This window comes from Streptomyces sp. NPDC021115, from assembly GCF_044333065.1.
Taxonomy (GTDB): domain Bacteria; phylum Actinomycetota; class Actinomycetes; order Streptomycetales; family Streptomycetaceae; genus Streptomyces.
The window spans coordinates 62,022-77,541 of sequence record NZ_JBIRQF010000021.1; the positions used below are offsets into that span (position 1 = coordinate 62,022).

Annotated in this window: 15 protein-coding genes; 2 read left to right on the forward strand and 13 right to left on the reverse strand. The window is 69.8% G+C overall.

From position 1 onward, the window contains the following. Window position 1 precedes the first annotated feature (1 nt). The 11 genes from nuoK to ACH4TL_RS38560 form a co-directional block, all read right to left on the reverse strand. Entirely contained in the window at window positions 2-301 is a 300-nt protein-coding gene (nuoK, locus tag ACH4TL_RS38510; protein WP_009715954.1) for an NADH-quinone oxidoreductase subunit NuoK, read from the reverse strand. After that, a complete protein-coding gene (locus tag ACH4TL_RS38515; RefSeq protein WP_398325221.1) occupies window positions 298-1,182 on the reverse strand; it encodes an NADH-quinone oxidoreductase subunit J in 885 nt (294 codons plus the stop codon). The genes nuoK and ACH4TL_RS38515 overlap by 4 nt, the downstream gene beginning before the upstream one ends. Further along, window positions 1,179-1,796 carry an NADH-quinone oxidoreductase subunit NuoI gene (nuoI, locus tag ACH4TL_RS38520; RefSeq protein WP_398325224.1) on the reverse strand — a complete coding sequence of 206 codons (618 nt, stop codon included), beginning with the start codon at window positions 1,794-1,796 and terminating at the stop codon, window positions 1,179-1,181. Before nuoI ends, ACH4TL_RS38515 begins: the two co-directional genes overlap by 4 nt. Continuing rightward, a complete protein-coding gene (gene nuoH, locus ACH4TL_RS38525; protein ID WP_398325227.1) occupies window positions 1,786-3,150 on the reverse strand; it encodes an NADH-quinone oxidoreductase subunit NuoH in 1,365 nt (454 codons plus the stop codon). Before nuoH ends, nuoI begins: the two co-directional genes overlap by 11 nt. A 115-nt stretch (window positions 3,151-3,265) precedes the next feature. Continuing rightward, window positions 3,266-5,761, reverse strand: coding sequence for an NADH-quinone oxidoreductase subunit G (locus tag ACH4TL_RS38530; protein ID WP_398325230.1), 2,496 nt, complete (start codon window positions 5,759-5,761; stop codon window positions 3,266-3,268). Then, entirely contained in the window at window positions 5,758-7,137 is a 1,380-nt protein-coding gene (nuoF, locus tag ACH4TL_RS38535; protein ID WP_398325233.1) for an NADH-quinone oxidoreductase subunit NuoF, read from the reverse strand. Before nuoF ends, ACH4TL_RS38530 begins: the two co-directional genes overlap by 4 nt. Then, window positions 7,137-7,946 (reverse strand): NADH-quinone oxidoreductase subunit NuoE, encoded by an 810-nt coding sequence (gene nuoE, locus ACH4TL_RS38540; protein ID WP_398325477.1) that lies wholly within the window; start codon window positions 7,944-7,946, stop codon window positions 7,137-7,139. Before nuoE ends, nuoF begins: the two co-directional genes overlap by 1 nt. Before the next feature lie 17 nt (window positions 7,947-7,963). Next, a complete protein-coding gene (locus ACH4TL_RS38545) occupies window positions 7,964-9,301 on the reverse strand; it encodes an NADH-quinone oxidoreductase subunit D (RefSeq protein ID WP_398325236.1) in 1,338 nt (445 codons plus the stop codon). Next, on the reverse strand, window positions 9,301-10,038 hold the full coding sequence (locus tag ACH4TL_RS38550; RefSeq protein WP_398325239.1) for an NADH-quinone oxidoreductase subunit C: 738 nt from the start codon (window positions 10,036-10,038) through the stop codon (window positions 9,301-9,303). The genes ACH4TL_RS38545 and ACH4TL_RS38550 overlap by 1 nt, the downstream gene beginning before the upstream one ends. Further along, window positions 10,035-10,589, reverse strand: coding sequence for an NADH-quinone oxidoreductase subunit B family protein (locus tag ACH4TL_RS38555; RefSeq protein WP_055555975.1), 555 nt, complete (start codon window positions 10,587-10,589; stop codon window positions 10,035-10,037). Before ACH4TL_RS38555 ends, ACH4TL_RS38550 begins: the two co-directional genes overlap by 4 nt. Before the next feature lie 60 nt (window positions 10,590-10,649). Further along, window positions 10,650-11,009: an NADH-quinone oxidoreductase subunit A gene (locus ACH4TL_RS38560; RefSeq protein WP_398325244.1), complete on the reverse strand. Its 360-nt coding sequence runs from the start codon at window positions 11,007-11,009 to the stop codon at window positions 10,650-10,652. 746 nt (window positions 11,010-11,755) lie between these two features. Between ACH4TL_RS38560 and ACH4TL_RS38565 the strand changes: the two genes are divergently transcribed. After that, window positions 11,756-12,556: a C40 family peptidase gene (locus ACH4TL_RS38565; protein ID WP_398325247.1), complete on the forward strand. Its 801-nt coding sequence runs from the start codon at window positions 11,756-11,758 to the stop codon at window positions 12,554-12,556. 106 nt (window positions 12,557-12,662) lie between these two features. On the opposite strand, the gene ACH4TL_RS38570 is transcribed toward ACH4TL_RS38565, so the two are convergent. Further along, entirely contained in the window at window positions 12,663-13,082 is a 420-nt protein-coding gene (locus ACH4TL_RS38570) for a CBS domain-containing protein (RefSeq protein ID WP_398325251.1), read from the reverse strand. A 205-nt stretch (window positions 13,083-13,287) separates the two neighbouring features. Here ACH4TL_RS38570 and ACH4TL_RS38575 point away from each other — a divergent pair, with 205 nt between their 5' ends. Beyond that, window positions 13,288-14,073 carry a VOC family protein gene (locus ACH4TL_RS38575; RefSeq protein WP_398325254.1) on the forward strand — a complete coding sequence of 262 codons (786 nt, stop codon included), beginning with the start codon at window positions 13,288-13,290 and terminating at the stop codon, window positions 14,071-14,073. Between the two features lie 25 nt (window positions 14,074-14,098). On the opposite strand, the gene ACH4TL_RS38580 is transcribed toward ACH4TL_RS38575, so the two are convergent. Then, a complete protein-coding gene (locus tag ACH4TL_RS38580; RefSeq protein ID WP_398325256.1) occupies window positions 14,099-15,421 on the reverse strand; it encodes a geranylgeranyl reductase family protein in 1,323 nt (440 codons plus the stop codon). Window positions 15,422-15,520: the final 99 nt, after the last annotated feature.

Consider the following 15,520-nt stretch of genomic DNA (forward strand, 5'->3'; position numbering starts at 1 on the left):
TCTAGAGCTTCATCAGGCTGGCGTCGTCGACCGAGGCCGAATGGCGGGAGCGGAAGACGGTCACGATGATCGCGAGGCCGACCACGACCTCCGCCGCCGCGACGACCATCGTGAAGAACGCGATGATCTGGCCGTCGAGGTTGCCGTGCAGCCGGGAGAAGGTGACGAACGCGAGGTTGCACGCGTTCAGCATCAGCTCGACGCACATGAAGAGGACGATCGCGTTCCGCCGGATCACGACCCCGGCCGCACCGATGGTGAACAACAGGGCGGCCAGGTAGAGGTAGTTGACCGGATTCACTTGGCGACTCCCTTGTGGTGCTCGGCGTCGTCGGAAGCGCTGTCGGCGTCCTCACCGGTGGCGGCGCCGTCTTCGGGCTTACGCCGCCCGAGCCAGCGCTCCGAGCGCTGCTCCAGCGCCGCCAGTTCCGCCAGCGCCTCCCCGGAGACGTCCCGGACCTGGCCGCGGGCGCGCAGCGTCGCGTTGACGCTCAGGTCGGAGGTCGTCCCGTCGGGCAGCAGACCGGGGATGTCCACCGCGTTGTGCCGGGCGTACACGCCGGGGGCGGGCAGCGGCGGGACGTGCTTGCCGGTGCGCACCCGCGCCTCGGACTGCTCGCGCTGGCTGCGCGCGCGCTCGGTGCGCTCGCGGTGGGTCAGCACCATCGCGCCGACCGCCGCGGTGATCAGCAGCGCGCCGGTGATCTCGAACGCGAAGACGTACTTGGTGAAGACGAGGGCCGCCAGGCCCTCCACATTGCCGCCGGAGTTGGCCTGCCCCAGCCCGGTGAACGTCTTCAGCGACGCGTTCCCGATTCCGGCGCACAGCAGGATGCCGAAGCCGATCCCGCACAGGGCGGCGAGCCAGCGCTGCCCCTTCAGGGTCTCCTTCAGCGAATCGGCCGCGGTGACGCCGACGAGCATCACGACGAAGAGGAAGAGCATCATGATCGCGCCGGTGTAGACGACGATCTGGACGACGCCCAGGAAATACGCCCCGTTGGCGAGGTAGAAGACCGCCAGGACGATCATGGTGCCGGCCAGGCTCAGTGCGCTGTGCACGGCCTTGCGCATCAGGATCGTGCACAGCGCGCCGATCACCGCGACCGTGCCGAGCACCCAGAACTGGACGGCCTCTCCTGTGGAGGTGGTGGAGGCCGCCGCGGCCAGAGCGCCGCTCATGCCTGCACCCCCTCTTCGGCCTGCTCGCCGTCCTCCTCGGAAGCCTCCGGCGGCTCGGGCGTCTCCCCCTTGCTGACCGCGGTCTGCCGGGTGGTCCCCGGCGCGGCCTCGGTCACCAGGCCCCGGTAGTAGTCCTGCTCGTCCATCCCGGGGTAGATGGCGTGCGGGCTGTCGACCATGCCCTCCTCGAGGCCCGCGAGCAGCTCCTCCTTGGTGTAGATGAGCGATTCGCGGGTGCGGTCGGCCAGCTCGTAGTCATTGGTCATGGTCAGCGCCCGGGTGGGACACGCCTCGACGCACAGGCCGCACAGGATGCAGCGCAGATAGTTGATCTGGTAGACGCGGCCGTAGCGCTCGCCCGGGGAGTAGCGCTCCTCCTCGGTGTTGTCCGCACCCTCCACATAGATCGCGTCCGCCGGGCAGGCCCAGGCGCACAGCTCGCATCCGATGCACTTCTCCAGCCCGTCCGGATGCCGGTTGAGCTGGTGACGTCCGTGGAAGCGGGGCGCGGTGGGCTTCTTCTCCTCGGGGTACTGCTCGGTCAGCCGCTTCTTGAACATGGCCTTGAAGGTCACGCCGAAGCCGGCCACCGGGTTCTGGAAGTCAGACACCATCGGCCTCCTTTCCGTCACTTACAGTGTCGGGGCCACCACTGACAATCAGCTCCCGGTCCTGTCGGGAGCGCCGTCGCGGTACGGGCGGCAGGGACTGGCCGGGCAGCGGCGGCACCGGGAATCCGCCCGCCATCGGGTCGAACGCGGGCTCGGGGCCCTCCTCCGCCGCTCCGGCCCCGCCCTTCGCGGCCGCCCCGCGGTCGCGGAAGACGTCGACGACGAAGGACAGCAGCAGCAGCGTGATCACCGCGCCGCCGACGTACAGCACGATCGACTGGTTGTCGTAGTTCTCGTTGCGCAGCGCCCGCACGGTGGCGACCAGCATCAGCCAGACCATCGAGATCGGGATGAGGACCTTCCAGCCCAGCTTCATGAACTGGTCGTAGCGCACGCGCGGGAGCGAGGCGCGGATCCAGATGAAGACGAACAGCGACGAGACGACCTTGCCGATGAACCACAGCAGCGGCCACCAGCCGTGGTTGGCGCCCTCCCAGAAGGTGCTGATGGGCCAGGGTGCCCGCCAGCCGCCGAGGAAGAGGGTCACGGCGACCATCGAGACGGTGACCATGTTGACGTACTCGGCGAGCATGAACAGCGCGAACTTGATCGACGAGTACTCGGTGTTGAAGCCGCCCACCAGGTCGCCCTCGGACTCCGGCATGTCGAACGGCGCCCGGTTGGTCTCCCCGACCATCGCCACGATGTAGATGAGGAACGAGACCGGGAGCAGCACCACGTACCAGCGGTCCTGCTGGGAGGCGACGATCTGCGAGGTCGACATCGACCCGGAGTAGAGGAACACCGCCGCGAAGGACACGCCCATCGCGATCTCGTAGCTGATCATCTGGGCACAGGAGCGCAGGCCGCCGAGGAGCGGATACGTCGACCCGGACGACCAGCCCGCCAGCACGATGCCGTAGATGCCGACCGAGGCGGTGGCGAGGATGTAGAGGACGGCGATCGGCAGATCGGTCAGCTGCATCGCGGTGCGGTGACCAAAGACCGACACCTCGCCGCCGGACGGGCCGAACGGGATCACCGCGACCGCCATGAAGGCCGGGATGGCCGCGACGATCGGCGCCAGGACGTAGACCACCTTGTCGGCGCCCTTGACGACCACGTCCTCCTTGAGCATCAGCTTCACGCCGTCCGCGAGGGACTGGAGCATGCCCCAGGGGCCGTGCCGGTTCGGGCCGATGCGCAGCTGCATCCAGCCCATCACCTTGCGCTCCATGACGATGGAGATCAGCACGGTCAGCATCAGGAACGCGAAGCAGAAGACGGCCTTGATCAGGACCAGCCACCACGGGTCCTGGCCGAACATCGACAGATCCTCTGCGGCGAGATACCTCATGCCGCGCCCCTTTCATTCGCCCCGCTGCGCCAGCAGCTCATGTCACGGTCGCCCGCGCGGCGCAGAGGCGCGCCTTTCGTGACCATCCGCGGCCCGGCGGCCGCACGTGCGTCGCTCATAGAGACACCTCCGGCTCTGAAGCAGCTGCGGTGATCGTGACGACGTCACCGGGGCGGGCCCCCAGATCGCGCTGCGCACCGCCGCCGGTGGAGTTCAGCGGCAGCCAGACGACCCGGTCGGGCATCGGCGTCACGCACAGGGGCAGCTGGACGGAACCGGCCGGTCCTGTGACGCGGAGCGGCTGTCCGTCGCGCACCCCGGCCTCCTCGGCGGTCGCCTCCGAGAGCCGGGCCACCGCGGCGTGCCGGGTCCCCGCCAGCGCCGGATCGCCCTCCTGGAGCCGTCCCTGGTCGAGCAGCAGCCGGTGCCCGGCGAGCACCGCCTCGCCCTCGGCGGGCCGGGGCAGCGGGCCCCCGGTCTCCAGCGGGGCGGTGGCGCGCAGCCCCTGCCAGGTGCCGAGCCGGGTCAGCTCGGCGCGGGCGGCCGCCACGTCCGGCAGGCCCAGGTCCGCATCGAGCGCGTCGGCCAGCATGTGCAGCACCCGGGCGTCCGGGAGGGTGTGACGGCGGGTCATCTGGTCGGGTTTGAGCGCGGCCTCGAACGGCCGGGCCCGGCCCTCCCAGTTGAGGAACGTGCCGGACTTCTCGACGGCCGCCGCGACCGGAAGTACCACGTCCGCCCGCTCGGTGACCTCCGAGGGCCGCTGCTCCAGGCTGACCACGAACTCCGCCGCGTCCAGGGCGGCCACGGCCCGCGCCGGATCGGGCAGGTCCGCCACCTCGACCCCGCCGACCAGCAGCGCGCCGAGCCCGCCGGTCGCCGCGGCCTCCACGATCTGGCCGGTGTCGCGGCCCACCTGGTGCGGCAGATCGGACGTCCCCCACACCGCTGCGGTCTCCTCGCGGGCCCGCGGGTCGTGCGCCGGGCGGCCGCCGGGCAGCAGCCCGGGCAGCGCGCCCGCCTCGATCGCGCCCCGCTCACCGGCCCGGCGCGGAATCCACGCGAGCGTGGCGCCGGTGGCGGCCGCGGCCCGTACGGCGGCGGTCAGTCCGCCCGCCACCGAAGCCAGCCGCTCGCCGACGACGATGACCGCGCCCTCCTGGCGCAGCGCGTCGGCGGCCCGCTCACCGTCCTCGTCCAGACCCGTGCGTCCCGCGATCGCGTCCAGCCACTCGGTCTCGGTGCCGGGCGCGGCCGGCAGCAGGGTGCCGCCGGCCTTCTCAAGGCCCCGGGTGGTGTGGGTGGCGAGGGAGAAGGTGCGCTGGCCGTGCTTGCGGTGCGCCTTGCGCAGCCGCAGGAAGACCCCGGGCGCCTCCTCCTCGGACTCGAACCCGACGAGCAGCACCGCCGGTGCCTTCTCCAGCGTGGCGTACGTCAGTCCGCTGCCGTCCAGGTCACGGCCGCGGCCCGCGATGTGGGCGGCCAGGAAGTCGGCCTCCTCGTCGCTGTGGGCGCGGGCCCGGAAGTCGATGTCGTTGGTCTCCAGGACGGTCCGCGCGAACTTGGCGTACGCGTACGCGTCCTCCACCGTCAGCCGGCCGCCGGTCAGCACGCCGGTGCGGCCGCGCGCCGCGGCCAGCCCCTCGGCCGCCGCGACCAGGGCCTCGGGCCAGCCCGCCGGTTCCAGCTTCCCCGACTCCGGGTTCCGCACCAGCGGGGTGCTGAGCCGGTCGGGAAGCTGGGCGTAGCGGAAGCCGAACCGCCCCTTGTCGCAGATCCACTCCTCGTTGACCTCGGGGTCGTCGGCGGCCAGCCGCCGCATGACCTTGCCGCGCCGGTGGTCGGTGCGGGTCGCGCAGCCGCCCGCGCAGTGCTCGCACACGCTCGGCGAGGAGACCAGGTCGAAGGGGCGGGAGCGGAAGCGGTACGCGGCCGAGGTGAGCGCGCCCACCGGGCAGATCTGGATGGTGTTGCCGGAGAAGTACGACTCGAACGGGTCGCCCTCGCCGGTGCCGACCTGCTGGAGCGCGCCGCGTTCCAGCAGCTCGATCATCGGGTCGCCCGCGATCTGGTTGGAGAAGCGGGTGCAGCGCGCGCACAGCACACAGCGCTCGCGGTCCAGCAGCACCTGGGCCGAGATCGGGACGGGCTTGGCGAACGTGCGCTTCTGGCCCTCGAACCGGCTGTCGGCCTGTCCCGCGCTCATCGCCTGGTTCTGGAGCGGGCATTCGCCGCCCTTGTCGCAGACCGGGCAGTCCAGCGGGTGGTTGATCAGCAGCAGCTCCATCACCCCGCGCTGCGCCTTCTCGGCGACCGGCGAGGTGAGCTGGGTCTTCACGACCATGCCGTCGGTGCAGGTGATGGTGCAGGAGGCCATCGGCTTGCGCTGGCCCTCCACCTCGACGATGCACTGGCGGCAGGCGCCCGCGGGGTCGAGCAGCGGGTGGTCGCAGAAGCGCGGGATCTCGATCCCGAGGAGTTCGGCGGCGCGGATGACCAGCGTCCCCTTCGGGACGGAGATCTCGATCCCGTCGATGGTCACGGAGACCAGATCTTCTCGCGGCACCGCCGCCTCCCCGCCTCCCGAGGGTGCGTTGGTGGTCACGGTCATGCGGTCACCCCCAGAGTGGTGCGCGGTTCGTCGGCCCAGACGGTGGACTTGGCCGGGTCGAAGGGACAGCCTCCGCCGGTGATGTGCTGCTCGTACTCCGCGCGGAAGTACTTGAGCGAGGAGAAGATGGGGCTGGCGGCGCCGTCGCCCAGCGCGCAGAACGACTTGCCGTTGATGTTGTCTGCGATGTCGGCCAGCTTGTCGAGGTCGGACATCCGCCCCTTGCCCGCCTCGATGTCGCGCAGCAGCTGCACCAGCCAGTACGTGCCCTCGCGGCAGGGTGTGCACTTGCCGCAGGATTCATGCGCGTAGAACTCGGTCCAGCGGGTCACCGCCCGCACCACGCAGGTGGTCTCGTCGAAGCACTGGAGCGCCTTGGTGCCCAGCATCGACCCGGCCGCGCCGACACCCTCGTAGTCCAGGGGGACGTCCAGGTGCTCCTCGGTGAGCAGCGGGGTGGACGAGCCGCCGGGCGTCCAGAACTTCAGCCGGTGGCCGGGGCGCATGCCGCCGCTCATGTCGAGCAGCTGGCGCAGGGTGATCCCGAGCGGGCCCTCGAACTGGCCGGGGCTGGCCACATGGCCGGACAGCGAGTAGAGCGTGAAGCCCGGGGACTTCTCGCTGCCCATCGAACGGAACCATTCCTTGCCCTTGTTCAGGATCGAGGGAACCGAGGCGATGGATTCGACGTTGTTGACAACAGTGGGGCACGCGTACAGACCGGCGACCGCGGGGAAGGGAGGCCGCAGCCGGGGCTGGCCACGGCGCCCCTCCAGCGAGTCCAGCAGTGCGGTCTCCTCACCGCAGATGTACGCGCCCGCGCCCGCGTGCACCGTGATGTCGAGACCGGGAAGCCCATCCACCCCGAGCTTCTGCCTTCGCCGCTCGGCCGTGCCCAGGTAGCCCGCCTCGTACGCCTCGCGCACGGCCTCGTGCAGCCGCCGCAGCACCGGCACGGTCTCACCGCGCAGATAGATGAAGGCGTGTTCGGAGCGGATGGCGTGGCAGGCGATGACCATGCCCTCGATGAGGGCGTGCGGGTTGGCGTAGAGAAGGGGGATGTCCTTGCAGGTGCCCGGTTCCGACTCGTCGGCGTTGACGACGAGGTAGTGCGGCTTGCCGTCGCCCTGCGGAATGAACTGCCACTTCATTCCGGTGGGGAAGCCCGCGCCGCCGCGGCCGCGCAGTCCGGCGTCCTTCACCAGCGCGATCACGGCGTCGGGGTCCATGGCGAGCGCCTTGGCGCTGCCCTCGTAGCCCTCGTGCCGCAGATAGGCGCGCAGGGACCAGGAGTTCGCCTCGTCCCAGTGCGCGGAGAGCACGGGTGCCAGCAGCTTCTCGGGGCTGTGCTCGGATCGCTCGGTCGTCACGGTCATCACTCCCCCTCCTCGGCGGCCGGACCTGCCGGGTGGTGCGGATCGGAGGCCGAGGTCCGCTGCGGCGCGTCGTGCGAACTGGGATGCGTCGGCGGCGTCTCGTCCTGCGGTGCGCCCCCGTGCCGCGGCGAGACGACCCGGCCGGGCGTCTCCTCGCCCTTGGCGAGCCGCAGCCCGGTGAGCGAGGCGGGCCCCGCGGAACCACCGGCCTCGACGGCCCCGGGGCGCGGGTCGGGGAAACCGGCGAGGATGCGCGCGGTCTCCTTGAACGTGCACAGCGGCGCGCCACGGGTCGGGGTGACCTCGCGGCCCGCCCTGAGGTCGTCGACCAGCCGCTTGGCGGAGTCGACGGTCTGGTTGTCGAAGAACTCCCAGTTGACCATCACCACGGGGGCGAAGTCGCAGGCCGCGTTGCACTCGATGTGCTCCAGGGTGACCTTGCCGTCGCCGGTGGTCTCCCCGTTGCCCAGCTCCAGATGGTGCTGGAGCTCCTCGTAGATCGCGTCCCCGCCCATCACCGCGCACAGGGTGTTGGTGCACACCCCGACCTGGTAGTCGCCCGAGGGCTTGCGGCGGTACATCGTGTAGAAGGTGGCGACCGCGGTGACCTCGGCGGTGGTCAGGTCCAGCACCTCGGCGCAGAACTGGATGCCGGTGCGGGTGACATGGCCCTCCTCGGACTGCACCAGGTGCAGCAGCGGCAGCAGGGCGCTGCGGCTGTCCGGGTAGCGGGCGATCACCTCCGCGGCGTCCGCCTCGAGCCGGGACCGCACCTCGGCCGGGTAGTCGGGGGCCGGCAGCTGCGGCATCCCCAGGGAAACGTCGGTCACCGGTCGACACCTCCCATCACGGGGTCGATAGAGGCGACGGCGACGATCACGTCGGCGACCTGGCCGCCCTCGCACATGGCCGCCACGGCCTGGAGATTGGTGAACGACGGATCGCGGAAGTGGACCCGGTACGGCCGGGTGCCGCCGTCGCTGGCCATGTGCACGCCCAGTTCGCCCTTGGGTGACTCGACGGCCACGTAGGTCTGTCCCGGCGAGACCCGGAACCCCTCGGTCACCAGCTTGAAGTGGTGGATCAGGGCCTCCATCGAGGTGCCCATGATGTTCTTGATGTGGTCCAGGGAGTTGCCGAGCCCGTCCGCTCCGAGCGCGAGCTGCGCGGGCCAGGCGATCTTCTTGTCCGCGACCATCACCGGCCCGGGCTCCAGCCGGTCCAGGCACTGTTCGACGATCCGCAGCGACTGGCGCATCTCCTCCAGCCGGATCAGGAAGCGCCCGTACGCGTCGCAGGTGTCGGCGGTCGGCACCTCGAAGTCGTAGCTGTCATAGCCGCAGTACGGCTGGGCCTTGCGCAGATCGTGCGGCAGCCCGGTGGAACGCAGTATCGGGCCGGTCACGCCGAGCGCCATGCAGCCCGCGAGGTCGAGGTAGCCGACGTCCTGAAGGCGCGCCTTGAAGATCGGGTTCCCGGTCGCGAGCTTGTCGTACTCGACCAGGTTCTTGCGCATCGTCTTCAGGAACGCGCGGATCTGGTCGACCGCGCCGGGCGGCAGATCCTGGGCGAGGCCGCCGGGCCGGATGTACGCGTGGTTCATCCGCAGGCCGGTGATCAGCTCGTAGAGGTCCAGGACGAGTTCGCGGTCGCGGAAGCCGTAGATCATGACGGTGGTCGCGCCCAGCTCCATGCCGCCGGTGGCGATGCACACCAGATGGGAGGAGATCCGGTTCAGCTCCATCATCAGCACCCGGATGATGGAGGCGCGGTCCGGGATCTGGTCCTCGATGCCGAGCAGCTTCTCGACGCCCAGGCAGTACGCCGCCTCGTTGGAGAAGGGCGTCAGATAGTCCATGCGCGTCACGAACGTGGTGCCCTGCGTCCAGTTCCGGAATTCGAGGTTCTTCTCGATACCGGTGTGCAGATAACCGATTCCGCAGCGGGCCTCGGTGACCGTCTCGCCGTCGATCTCCAGGATCAGCCGGAGCACCCCGTGGGTGGAGGGGTGCTGCGGACCCATGTTGACGATGATCCGCTCGTCGTCGGCCTTCGCCGCCGCGGCCACGACCTCGTCCCAGTCGCCGCCGGTGACGGTGTAGACGGTGCCCTCGGTGGTCTCGCGCGCGGAGGCGGAGGAGGGGTTCGCGTGGGTAGCAGACATCAGCTGTACGACCTCCGCTGGTCCGGAGCCGGGATCTGGGCGCCCTTGTACTCGACGGGGATGCCGCCGAGCGGGTAGTCCTTGCGCTGCGGGAAGCCCTGCCAGTCGTCCGGCATCATGATCCGCGTGAGCGCGGGGTGACCGTCGAAGACGATGCCGAAGAAGTCGTAGGTCTCCCGCTCGTGCCAGTCGTTGGTCGGATAGACGTCGACGATCGACGGGATGTGCGGATCGCCGTCCGGGGCGCTCACCTCCAGCCGGATCACCCGGTTATGGGTGATCGACCGCAGGTGGTAGACGGCGTGCAGCTCACGGCCCTTGTCGCCGGGGAAGTGGACGCCGCTGACGCCCGTGCACAGCTCGAAGCGGAGCGCCGGGTCGTCGCGCAGGGTCCTGGCGACCCTCGGCAGATGTTCGCGGGCGATGTGGAAGGTGATCTCGTCGCGGTCCACGACGGTCTTCTCGATCGCGTTGTCCGGGAGCAGGTCCTGCTCCTCCAGCGCGCCCTCCAGCTCGTCGGCGACCTCGTCGAACCAGCCCCCGTACGGGCGGGACGCCTGGCCCGGCAGCCGTACGGGGCGCACCAGGCCGCCGTAGCCGGTGGTGTCGCCGCCGTTGTTGGCGCCGAACATGCCGCGCTGGACGCGGATGGCCTCGCCCTGGTCACCGCGGTGGCCGGGGAGGTTCTCGGCGTTGAGGTCCTTCTCGGGATTGACCCCGTTACCGTTCGCTGTCACCTCAGCAGCCCCTTCATCTCGATCGTCGGGAGCGCCTTCATCGCCGCTTCCTCCGCCTCACGGGCCGCGCGCTCGCGGTTCACGCCGAGCTTCTCCTCGCGGATCTTCTGGTGCAGCTTGAGGATCGCGTCCATGAGCATCTCGGGACGCGGCGGGCAGCCGGGCAGATAGATGTCGACGGGGACGATGTGGTCGACGCCCTGCACGATCGCGTAGTTGTTGAACATGCCGCCGCTGGAGGCGCACACGCCCATCGAGATGACCCACTTCGGGTTCGGCATCTGGTCGTAGACCTGCCGCAGCACCGGGGCCATCTTCTGGCTGACCCGCCCGGCGACGATCATCAGATCGGCCTGCCGGGGCGAGCCGCGGAAGACTTCCATGCCGAAGCGGGCGAGGTCGTACCGTCCGGCACCCGTCGTCATCATCTCGATGGCGCAGCAGGCCAGGCCGAAGGTGGCCGGGAAGACGGAGGACTTACGGGCCAGCCCGGCGGCCTGTTCGACGGTGGTCAGCAGGAACCCGCTCGGAAGTTTCTCTTCGATACCCATGCGCTGTTTCCCCTATCTCCTCTTGAGCCCCTTGATCCCCTTGAGCCCCTTTAGTCCCACTCAGTCCCACTCCAGGCCGCCGCGCCGCCAGACGTACGCGTAGGCGACGAAGACGGTGAGCACGAAGAGGAGCATCTCCACGAGCCCGAACAGCCCCAGGGCGTCGAAGGTGACGGCCCAGGGGTAGAGGAAGACGATCTCGATGTCGAAGACGATGAAGAGCATCGCCGTCAGGTAGTACTTGATGGGGAAGCGCCCACCGCCGGCCGGATGCGGAGTCGGCTCGATGCCGCACTCGTACGCCTCGAGCTTGGCCCGGTTGTAGCGCTTGGGGCCGATGATCGCGGCCATGACCACCGAGAAGATCGCAAAGCCTGCCCCGAGTGCTCCCAGTACGAGGATGGGCGCGTATGCGTTCACCGTCCTCGCTCCCTTCAGTCGACGATGACTGGCTGGCGGACCGCACGGACATGCCGTCGCCCCCCACGAAGATCGTGCTCATGTGAGGCAGTTCACAAGCCCGTAGCGCCTGCATCTTATGCCCGTCGGTCTGTGATCTGCGACACGGGGTACGCCAACGTCTTTGTGATCTCCACCACCTGACGAAGGATCATGAAGTCGGATGAGCGGTGATCTTGTACGTGAAGCATCCATTCGGTCACGAGAGGTGACAACCGAGGACGTCATCACAGGTGAGCGCGTCGCGCCCCTACCAAGATATGGTACATACATGCAAATTTGAGAGGCGGGACGTCAGCTGATATTGCCCCCCCATCCGCATGGGTGACCCCGCACTCGACCCCACCCGCCATCGATCCGGTCCAGTGATCCGGATCGCCCTCGCGCACGACTCGGCCACCGCTTCGCGACTCCGTTCACGAGCGTCACAAAATGGGCACGAGCGAGTGAGGTATCCCACCTCGGAAAGAGTTGTGGATCTCGATTTGACGGGAACCCTTGGTATGCGGGCCGCATCGGTGATAGGCCGCCCGCCGTGACCGCGTGACGCCAAATGCCATGCGTACACACATGATCGAGGAATTCGGACATGGCATCGGCGCCCGCGATGAAGATCATTTAGCCCGGATTCTGGGCGTGTGCGCGTCAAATGTGGTGCAGACCACTTTTGTTGATCCGGGCCTTTGGGCCCTGGTACCCAGTGACCTATGTCCCCGATCGCACACATACCCAGCCACCGGAAGCCCCGCCGTGCCGCGGCTCCCACGCGTGCACTCCGCGCAGGGGTGACCGGTGGCTTCCTCACCCTCGCGGTGGCCGGCGCCGCGGTGCCCGCCTCCGCCGCCGAGCCCGCCGCCCACGAGGCGACGCTCGAAATGCCGACCGTCAGCGACACGCTGGCGAACACGGCAGCCCAGACGGCCGCCGCCACCCAGCAGGCGGCTTCCGGTTATGAGCTCCAGGCCCAGCAGGACCAAGCCGCCGCTCAGGCCAAGACCGCCGCCAAGAAGGCCAAGGCGGAGGCCGACAAGAAGGAGCGCGAGGCCGAGGCCCGCCGCGCGGCCGCCAAGCGCGCCGCCGAGGCCCGGGCCGAGAAGGCGTCCCGCTCCGCCGAGCGCGCCACCCTGTCCACCACCTCGGTCTCCAACGCCACCGGCAACGCCGCCTCGGTGATCAGCTTCCTCAAGGCACAGCTCGGCAAGGCGTATGTGCTCGGGGCCAGCGGCCCGTCCTCGTACGACTGCTCCAGCCTGACGCAGGCCGCGTTCAAGCAGGTCGGCATCGACCTGCCGCGGGTCTCGCAGGACCAGTCCACCGTCGGCACCCAGGTGTCGCTGGACAACCTCCAGGCGGGCGACCTGCTCTACTGGGGCAGCTCCGGCAGCGCGTACCACGTCGGCGTCTACATCGGCGACGGCAAGTTCATCGGCGCCCAGAACCCGAGCACGGGCATCGTGGAGCGTCCGCTGGACTACGACCAGCCGACCGGGGCCGTGCGCGTCCTCTGAGCCGCCTGAGAGCCGCCTCCGGCTCGCTCCAGCTGATCTCAGCTGTTTTCGGCCATGGGGCCGCCGTTCCTCGCCGCTCGTAGCGGAACGGCGGCCTCACGCCTGTCTACGTGGCGTAGACCTTCTCCACGAACTCCCCGATCTGGTGCTCGGAGAGATGCCGGGCCAGGTCCGCCTCGCTGATCATGCCGACCAGCCGCTTGTTCTTGTCGATCACCGGCAGCCTGCGGATCCGGTGATCCTCCATCTCCCGCAGCACCTCCGAGACGTCGGCGTCCGAGCTGATCCAGCGCGGAGTGCCCTTGGCGAGGTCCCCCGCCGTCATCCGGGACGGATCGCGGCCCTGGGACACACAGCCGACGACGAGGTCGCGGTCGGTGAGAATGCCGCACAGCCGCTCCTGGCTGTCGCTGATGGGCAGCGCACCCACGTCCAGATCGCGCATCAACTGCGCGGCGCGTTCCAGGTTCTCCGTCGCCGGAATCCACTGCGCGCCCGGGTGCATGATGTCTGCGGCCTTCGTCATGGCGTACCTCCTGAAAGGCCCACCGGCAACGGAACCGGCCCGTGGGCCCGATCGATCCGGCGTCGCCGCGGCGGACGCGCACGGCGCCCCCTCACCTTCATTGTCACCACCGCCGGCGGGCCCGCGCGACCGCCCGGTGCCAGACTGAGAACTGTCGTCAGAGCACCATATGAGCCCCTTGCGCACGATCGTTGAAGGAGCAGCCATGCTCACCACCGATTTCGTCCCCGGCGCACCCAACTGGCTGGATCTCGGCGCCCCCGACACCGAGGCGGCCCGCGCCTTCTACAGCGGGCTGCTGGGCTGGTCCTTCGAGTCGGCCGGTCCCGAAGCGGGCGGATACGGCTTCTTCACCCATGACCGCAAGACCGTCGCCGCCCTCGGCCCGCTCACCGACGCCGGGGCCAGGTCCGCCTGGACCCCGTACTTCCACACCCCCGACGCCGACGCCACCGCGCGCTCCGTCCAGCAGGCGGGCGGCCGGGTGCGCGCCGAGCCGTTCGACGTCTTCGACGAGGGGCGGATGGGGCAGTTCACCGATCCCGGCGGCGCCCGGTTCGCGGTCTGGCAGCCCGGCAAGACGGCCGGTCTCGAGGCGGTCACCGAGCCCGGCTCGCTGTGCTGGACCGAGCTGCACTCCCCCGACCCGGCCGAGGCCCGCGCGTTCTACCGCACCGTCTTCGGCTGGGAGACCGAGGAGATGTCGTTCCCCGGCGGGACGTACACCGTCCTGTCGACGGCCGACGGCGGCAAGGACGGCACATTCGGCGGCGTCGCACAGCTCCAGGAGGGGCATTCGACGCCGCCGCAGTGGCTGCCGTACTTCGAAGTGGCGGACTGTGACCGGGTGGTCGCGAAGGGTCAGGAGCTGGGCGGGTCCGTGCTGATGCCCGCCATGACGTCGGAGGGAATCGGACGGATGGCGTGGCTGACGGACGTGGCGGGCGCCCCGTTCGGTGTGATCACCAGTTCGGGCCCCGACGCGGCCTGAAGCCGTGCCCTGAAGCCGTGGCCCGTCAGGCGCGCGGGGCCACCTTCGTCAGGCCGTTGATGATGCGGTCCATCGCGTCGCCGCCCGTCGGGTCCGTCAGGTTGGCCAGCAGCTTCAGCGTGAAGCGCATCAGCATCGGATGCGTGAGCCCGCGCTGCGTCGCCAGCTTCATCACCTTCGGGTTGCCGATCAGCTTCACGAACGCGCGGCCCAGCGTGTAGTAGCCGCCGTACACGTCCTTGAGGACCTGCGGATAGCGGCGGAGGGCCATCTCGCGCTGGGCCGGGGTGGCGCGGGACTGGGCCTGGACGATCACGTCCGCCGCGATCTGCCCGGATTCCATCGCATAGGCGATGCCCTCGCCGTTGAACGGGTTGACCATGCCGCCCGCGTCGCCGACCAGCAGCAGCCCACGGGTGTAGTGCGGCTGCCGGTTGAAGGCCATGGGGAGGGCCGCGCCGCGGATCGGTCCTGTCATGTTGTCCGGGGTGTAGCCCCACTCCTCCGGCATGGACGCGCACCACGCCTTGAGGATCTCGCGCCAGTCCAGCTCCTTGAAGGAGTTCGAGGTGTTGAGCACCCCGAGGCCGACGTTGCTCGTGCCGTCGCCCATGCCGAAGATCCAGCCGTAGCCGGGGAGCAGCCGGTCCTCGGCGCCGCGCCGGTCCCACAACTCCAGCCAGGATTCGAGGTAGTCGTCGTCGTGGCGGGGCGAGGTGAAGTACGTGCGCACCGCGACGCCCATCGGGCGGTCCTCGCGCCGGTGCAGGCCCATCGCGAGGGAGAGCCGGGTGGAGTTGCCGTCGGCGGCGACGACCAGCGGGGCGTGGAAGGTGACGGGCGTCTTCTCCTCGCCCAGCTTCGCCTCGACGCCGGTGATGCGTCCGGTGCGGTCGTCGACGATCGGCGCGCCCACGTTGCAGCGCTCGTACAGCCGCGCCCCGGCCTTCTGGGCCTGCCGCGCGAGCTGGTCGTCGAAGTCGTCGCGCTTACGCACCAGGCCGTAGTCGGGGTACGCGGCCAGATCCGGCCAGTCCAGCTCCAGCCGTACGCCACCGCCCATGATCCGCAGGCCCCGGTTGCGCAGCCAGCCCGCTTCCTCGGAGATGTCGATGCCCATCGCGACGAGCTGCTTGGTCGCGCGCGGGGTCAGCCCGTCGCCGCACACCTTCTCGCGCGGGAACGCGGTCTTCTCCAGCAGCAGGACGTCGAGCCCCGACTTGGCCAGGTGGTACGCCGTCGTGGAACCGGCCGGTCCGGCGCCGACGACGATCACATCGGCGCTGCGCTCCGAGATCCCGGAGGATGCGCTTCCGGTGGCGCTCGCGGTGGGTGCGGTCTCGCTCACGCAGGGTCTCCCGTGGCCTGGGTAACAGCGTGCCGGTCGCGCCGGGCACTGGACACGTGCAGTCTATGGGGGCGTACTCGGGCACCTGCGACGGGCGGG

What these genes read in the sequence shown, in the direction of transcription:
- ACH4TL_RS38575 (WP_398325254.1), top strand. Translation starts at nt 13,288, where the DNA reads ATGCTCACCACCGATTTCGTCCCCGGCGCACCCAACTGGCTGGATCTC.
- ACH4TL_RS38530 (WP_398325230.1), bottom strand. Translation starts at nt 5,761, where the DNA reads ATGACCGTGACCACCAACGCACCCTCGGGAGGCGGGGAGGCGGCGGTG.
- nuoI (WP_398325224.1), bottom strand. Translation starts at nt 1,796, where the DNA reads ATGGTGTCTGACTTCCAGAACCCGGTGGCCGGCTTCGGCGTGACCTTC.
- ACH4TL_RS38545 (WP_398325236.1), bottom strand. Translation starts at nt 9,301, where the DNA reads ATGTCTGCTACCCACGCGAACCCCTCCTCCGCCTCCGCGCGCGAGACC.
- nuoH (WP_398325227.1), bottom strand. Translation starts at nt 3,150, where the DNA reads ATGAGGTATCTCGCCGCAGAGGATCTGTCGATGTTCGGCCAGGACCCG.
- ACH4TL_RS38570 (WP_398325251.1), bottom strand. Translation starts at nt 13,082, where the DNA reads ATGACGAAGGCCGCAGACATCATGCACCCGGGCGCGCAGTGGATTCCG.
- nuoE (WP_398325477.1), bottom strand. Translation starts at nt 7,946, where the DNA reads ATGCCGCAGCTGCCGGCCCCCGACTACCCGGCCGAGGTGCGGTCCCGG.
- ACH4TL_RS38565 (WP_398325247.1), top strand. Translation starts at nt 11,756, where the DNA reads ATGTCCCCGATCGCACACATACCCAGCCACCGGAAGCCCCGCCGTGCC.
- ACH4TL_RS38515 (WP_398325221.1), bottom strand. Translation starts at nt 1,182, where the DNA reads ATGAGCGGCGCTCTGGCCGCGGCGGCCTCCACCACCTCCACAGGAGAG.
- ACH4TL_RS38555 (WP_055555975.1), bottom strand. Translation starts at nt 10,589, where the DNA reads ATGGGTATCGAAGAGAAACTTCCGAGCGGGTTCCTGCTGACCACCGTC.
- nuoF (WP_398325233.1), bottom strand. Translation starts at nt 7,137, where the DNA reads ATGACCGTGACGACCGAGCGATCCGAGCACAGCCCCGAGAAGCTGCTG.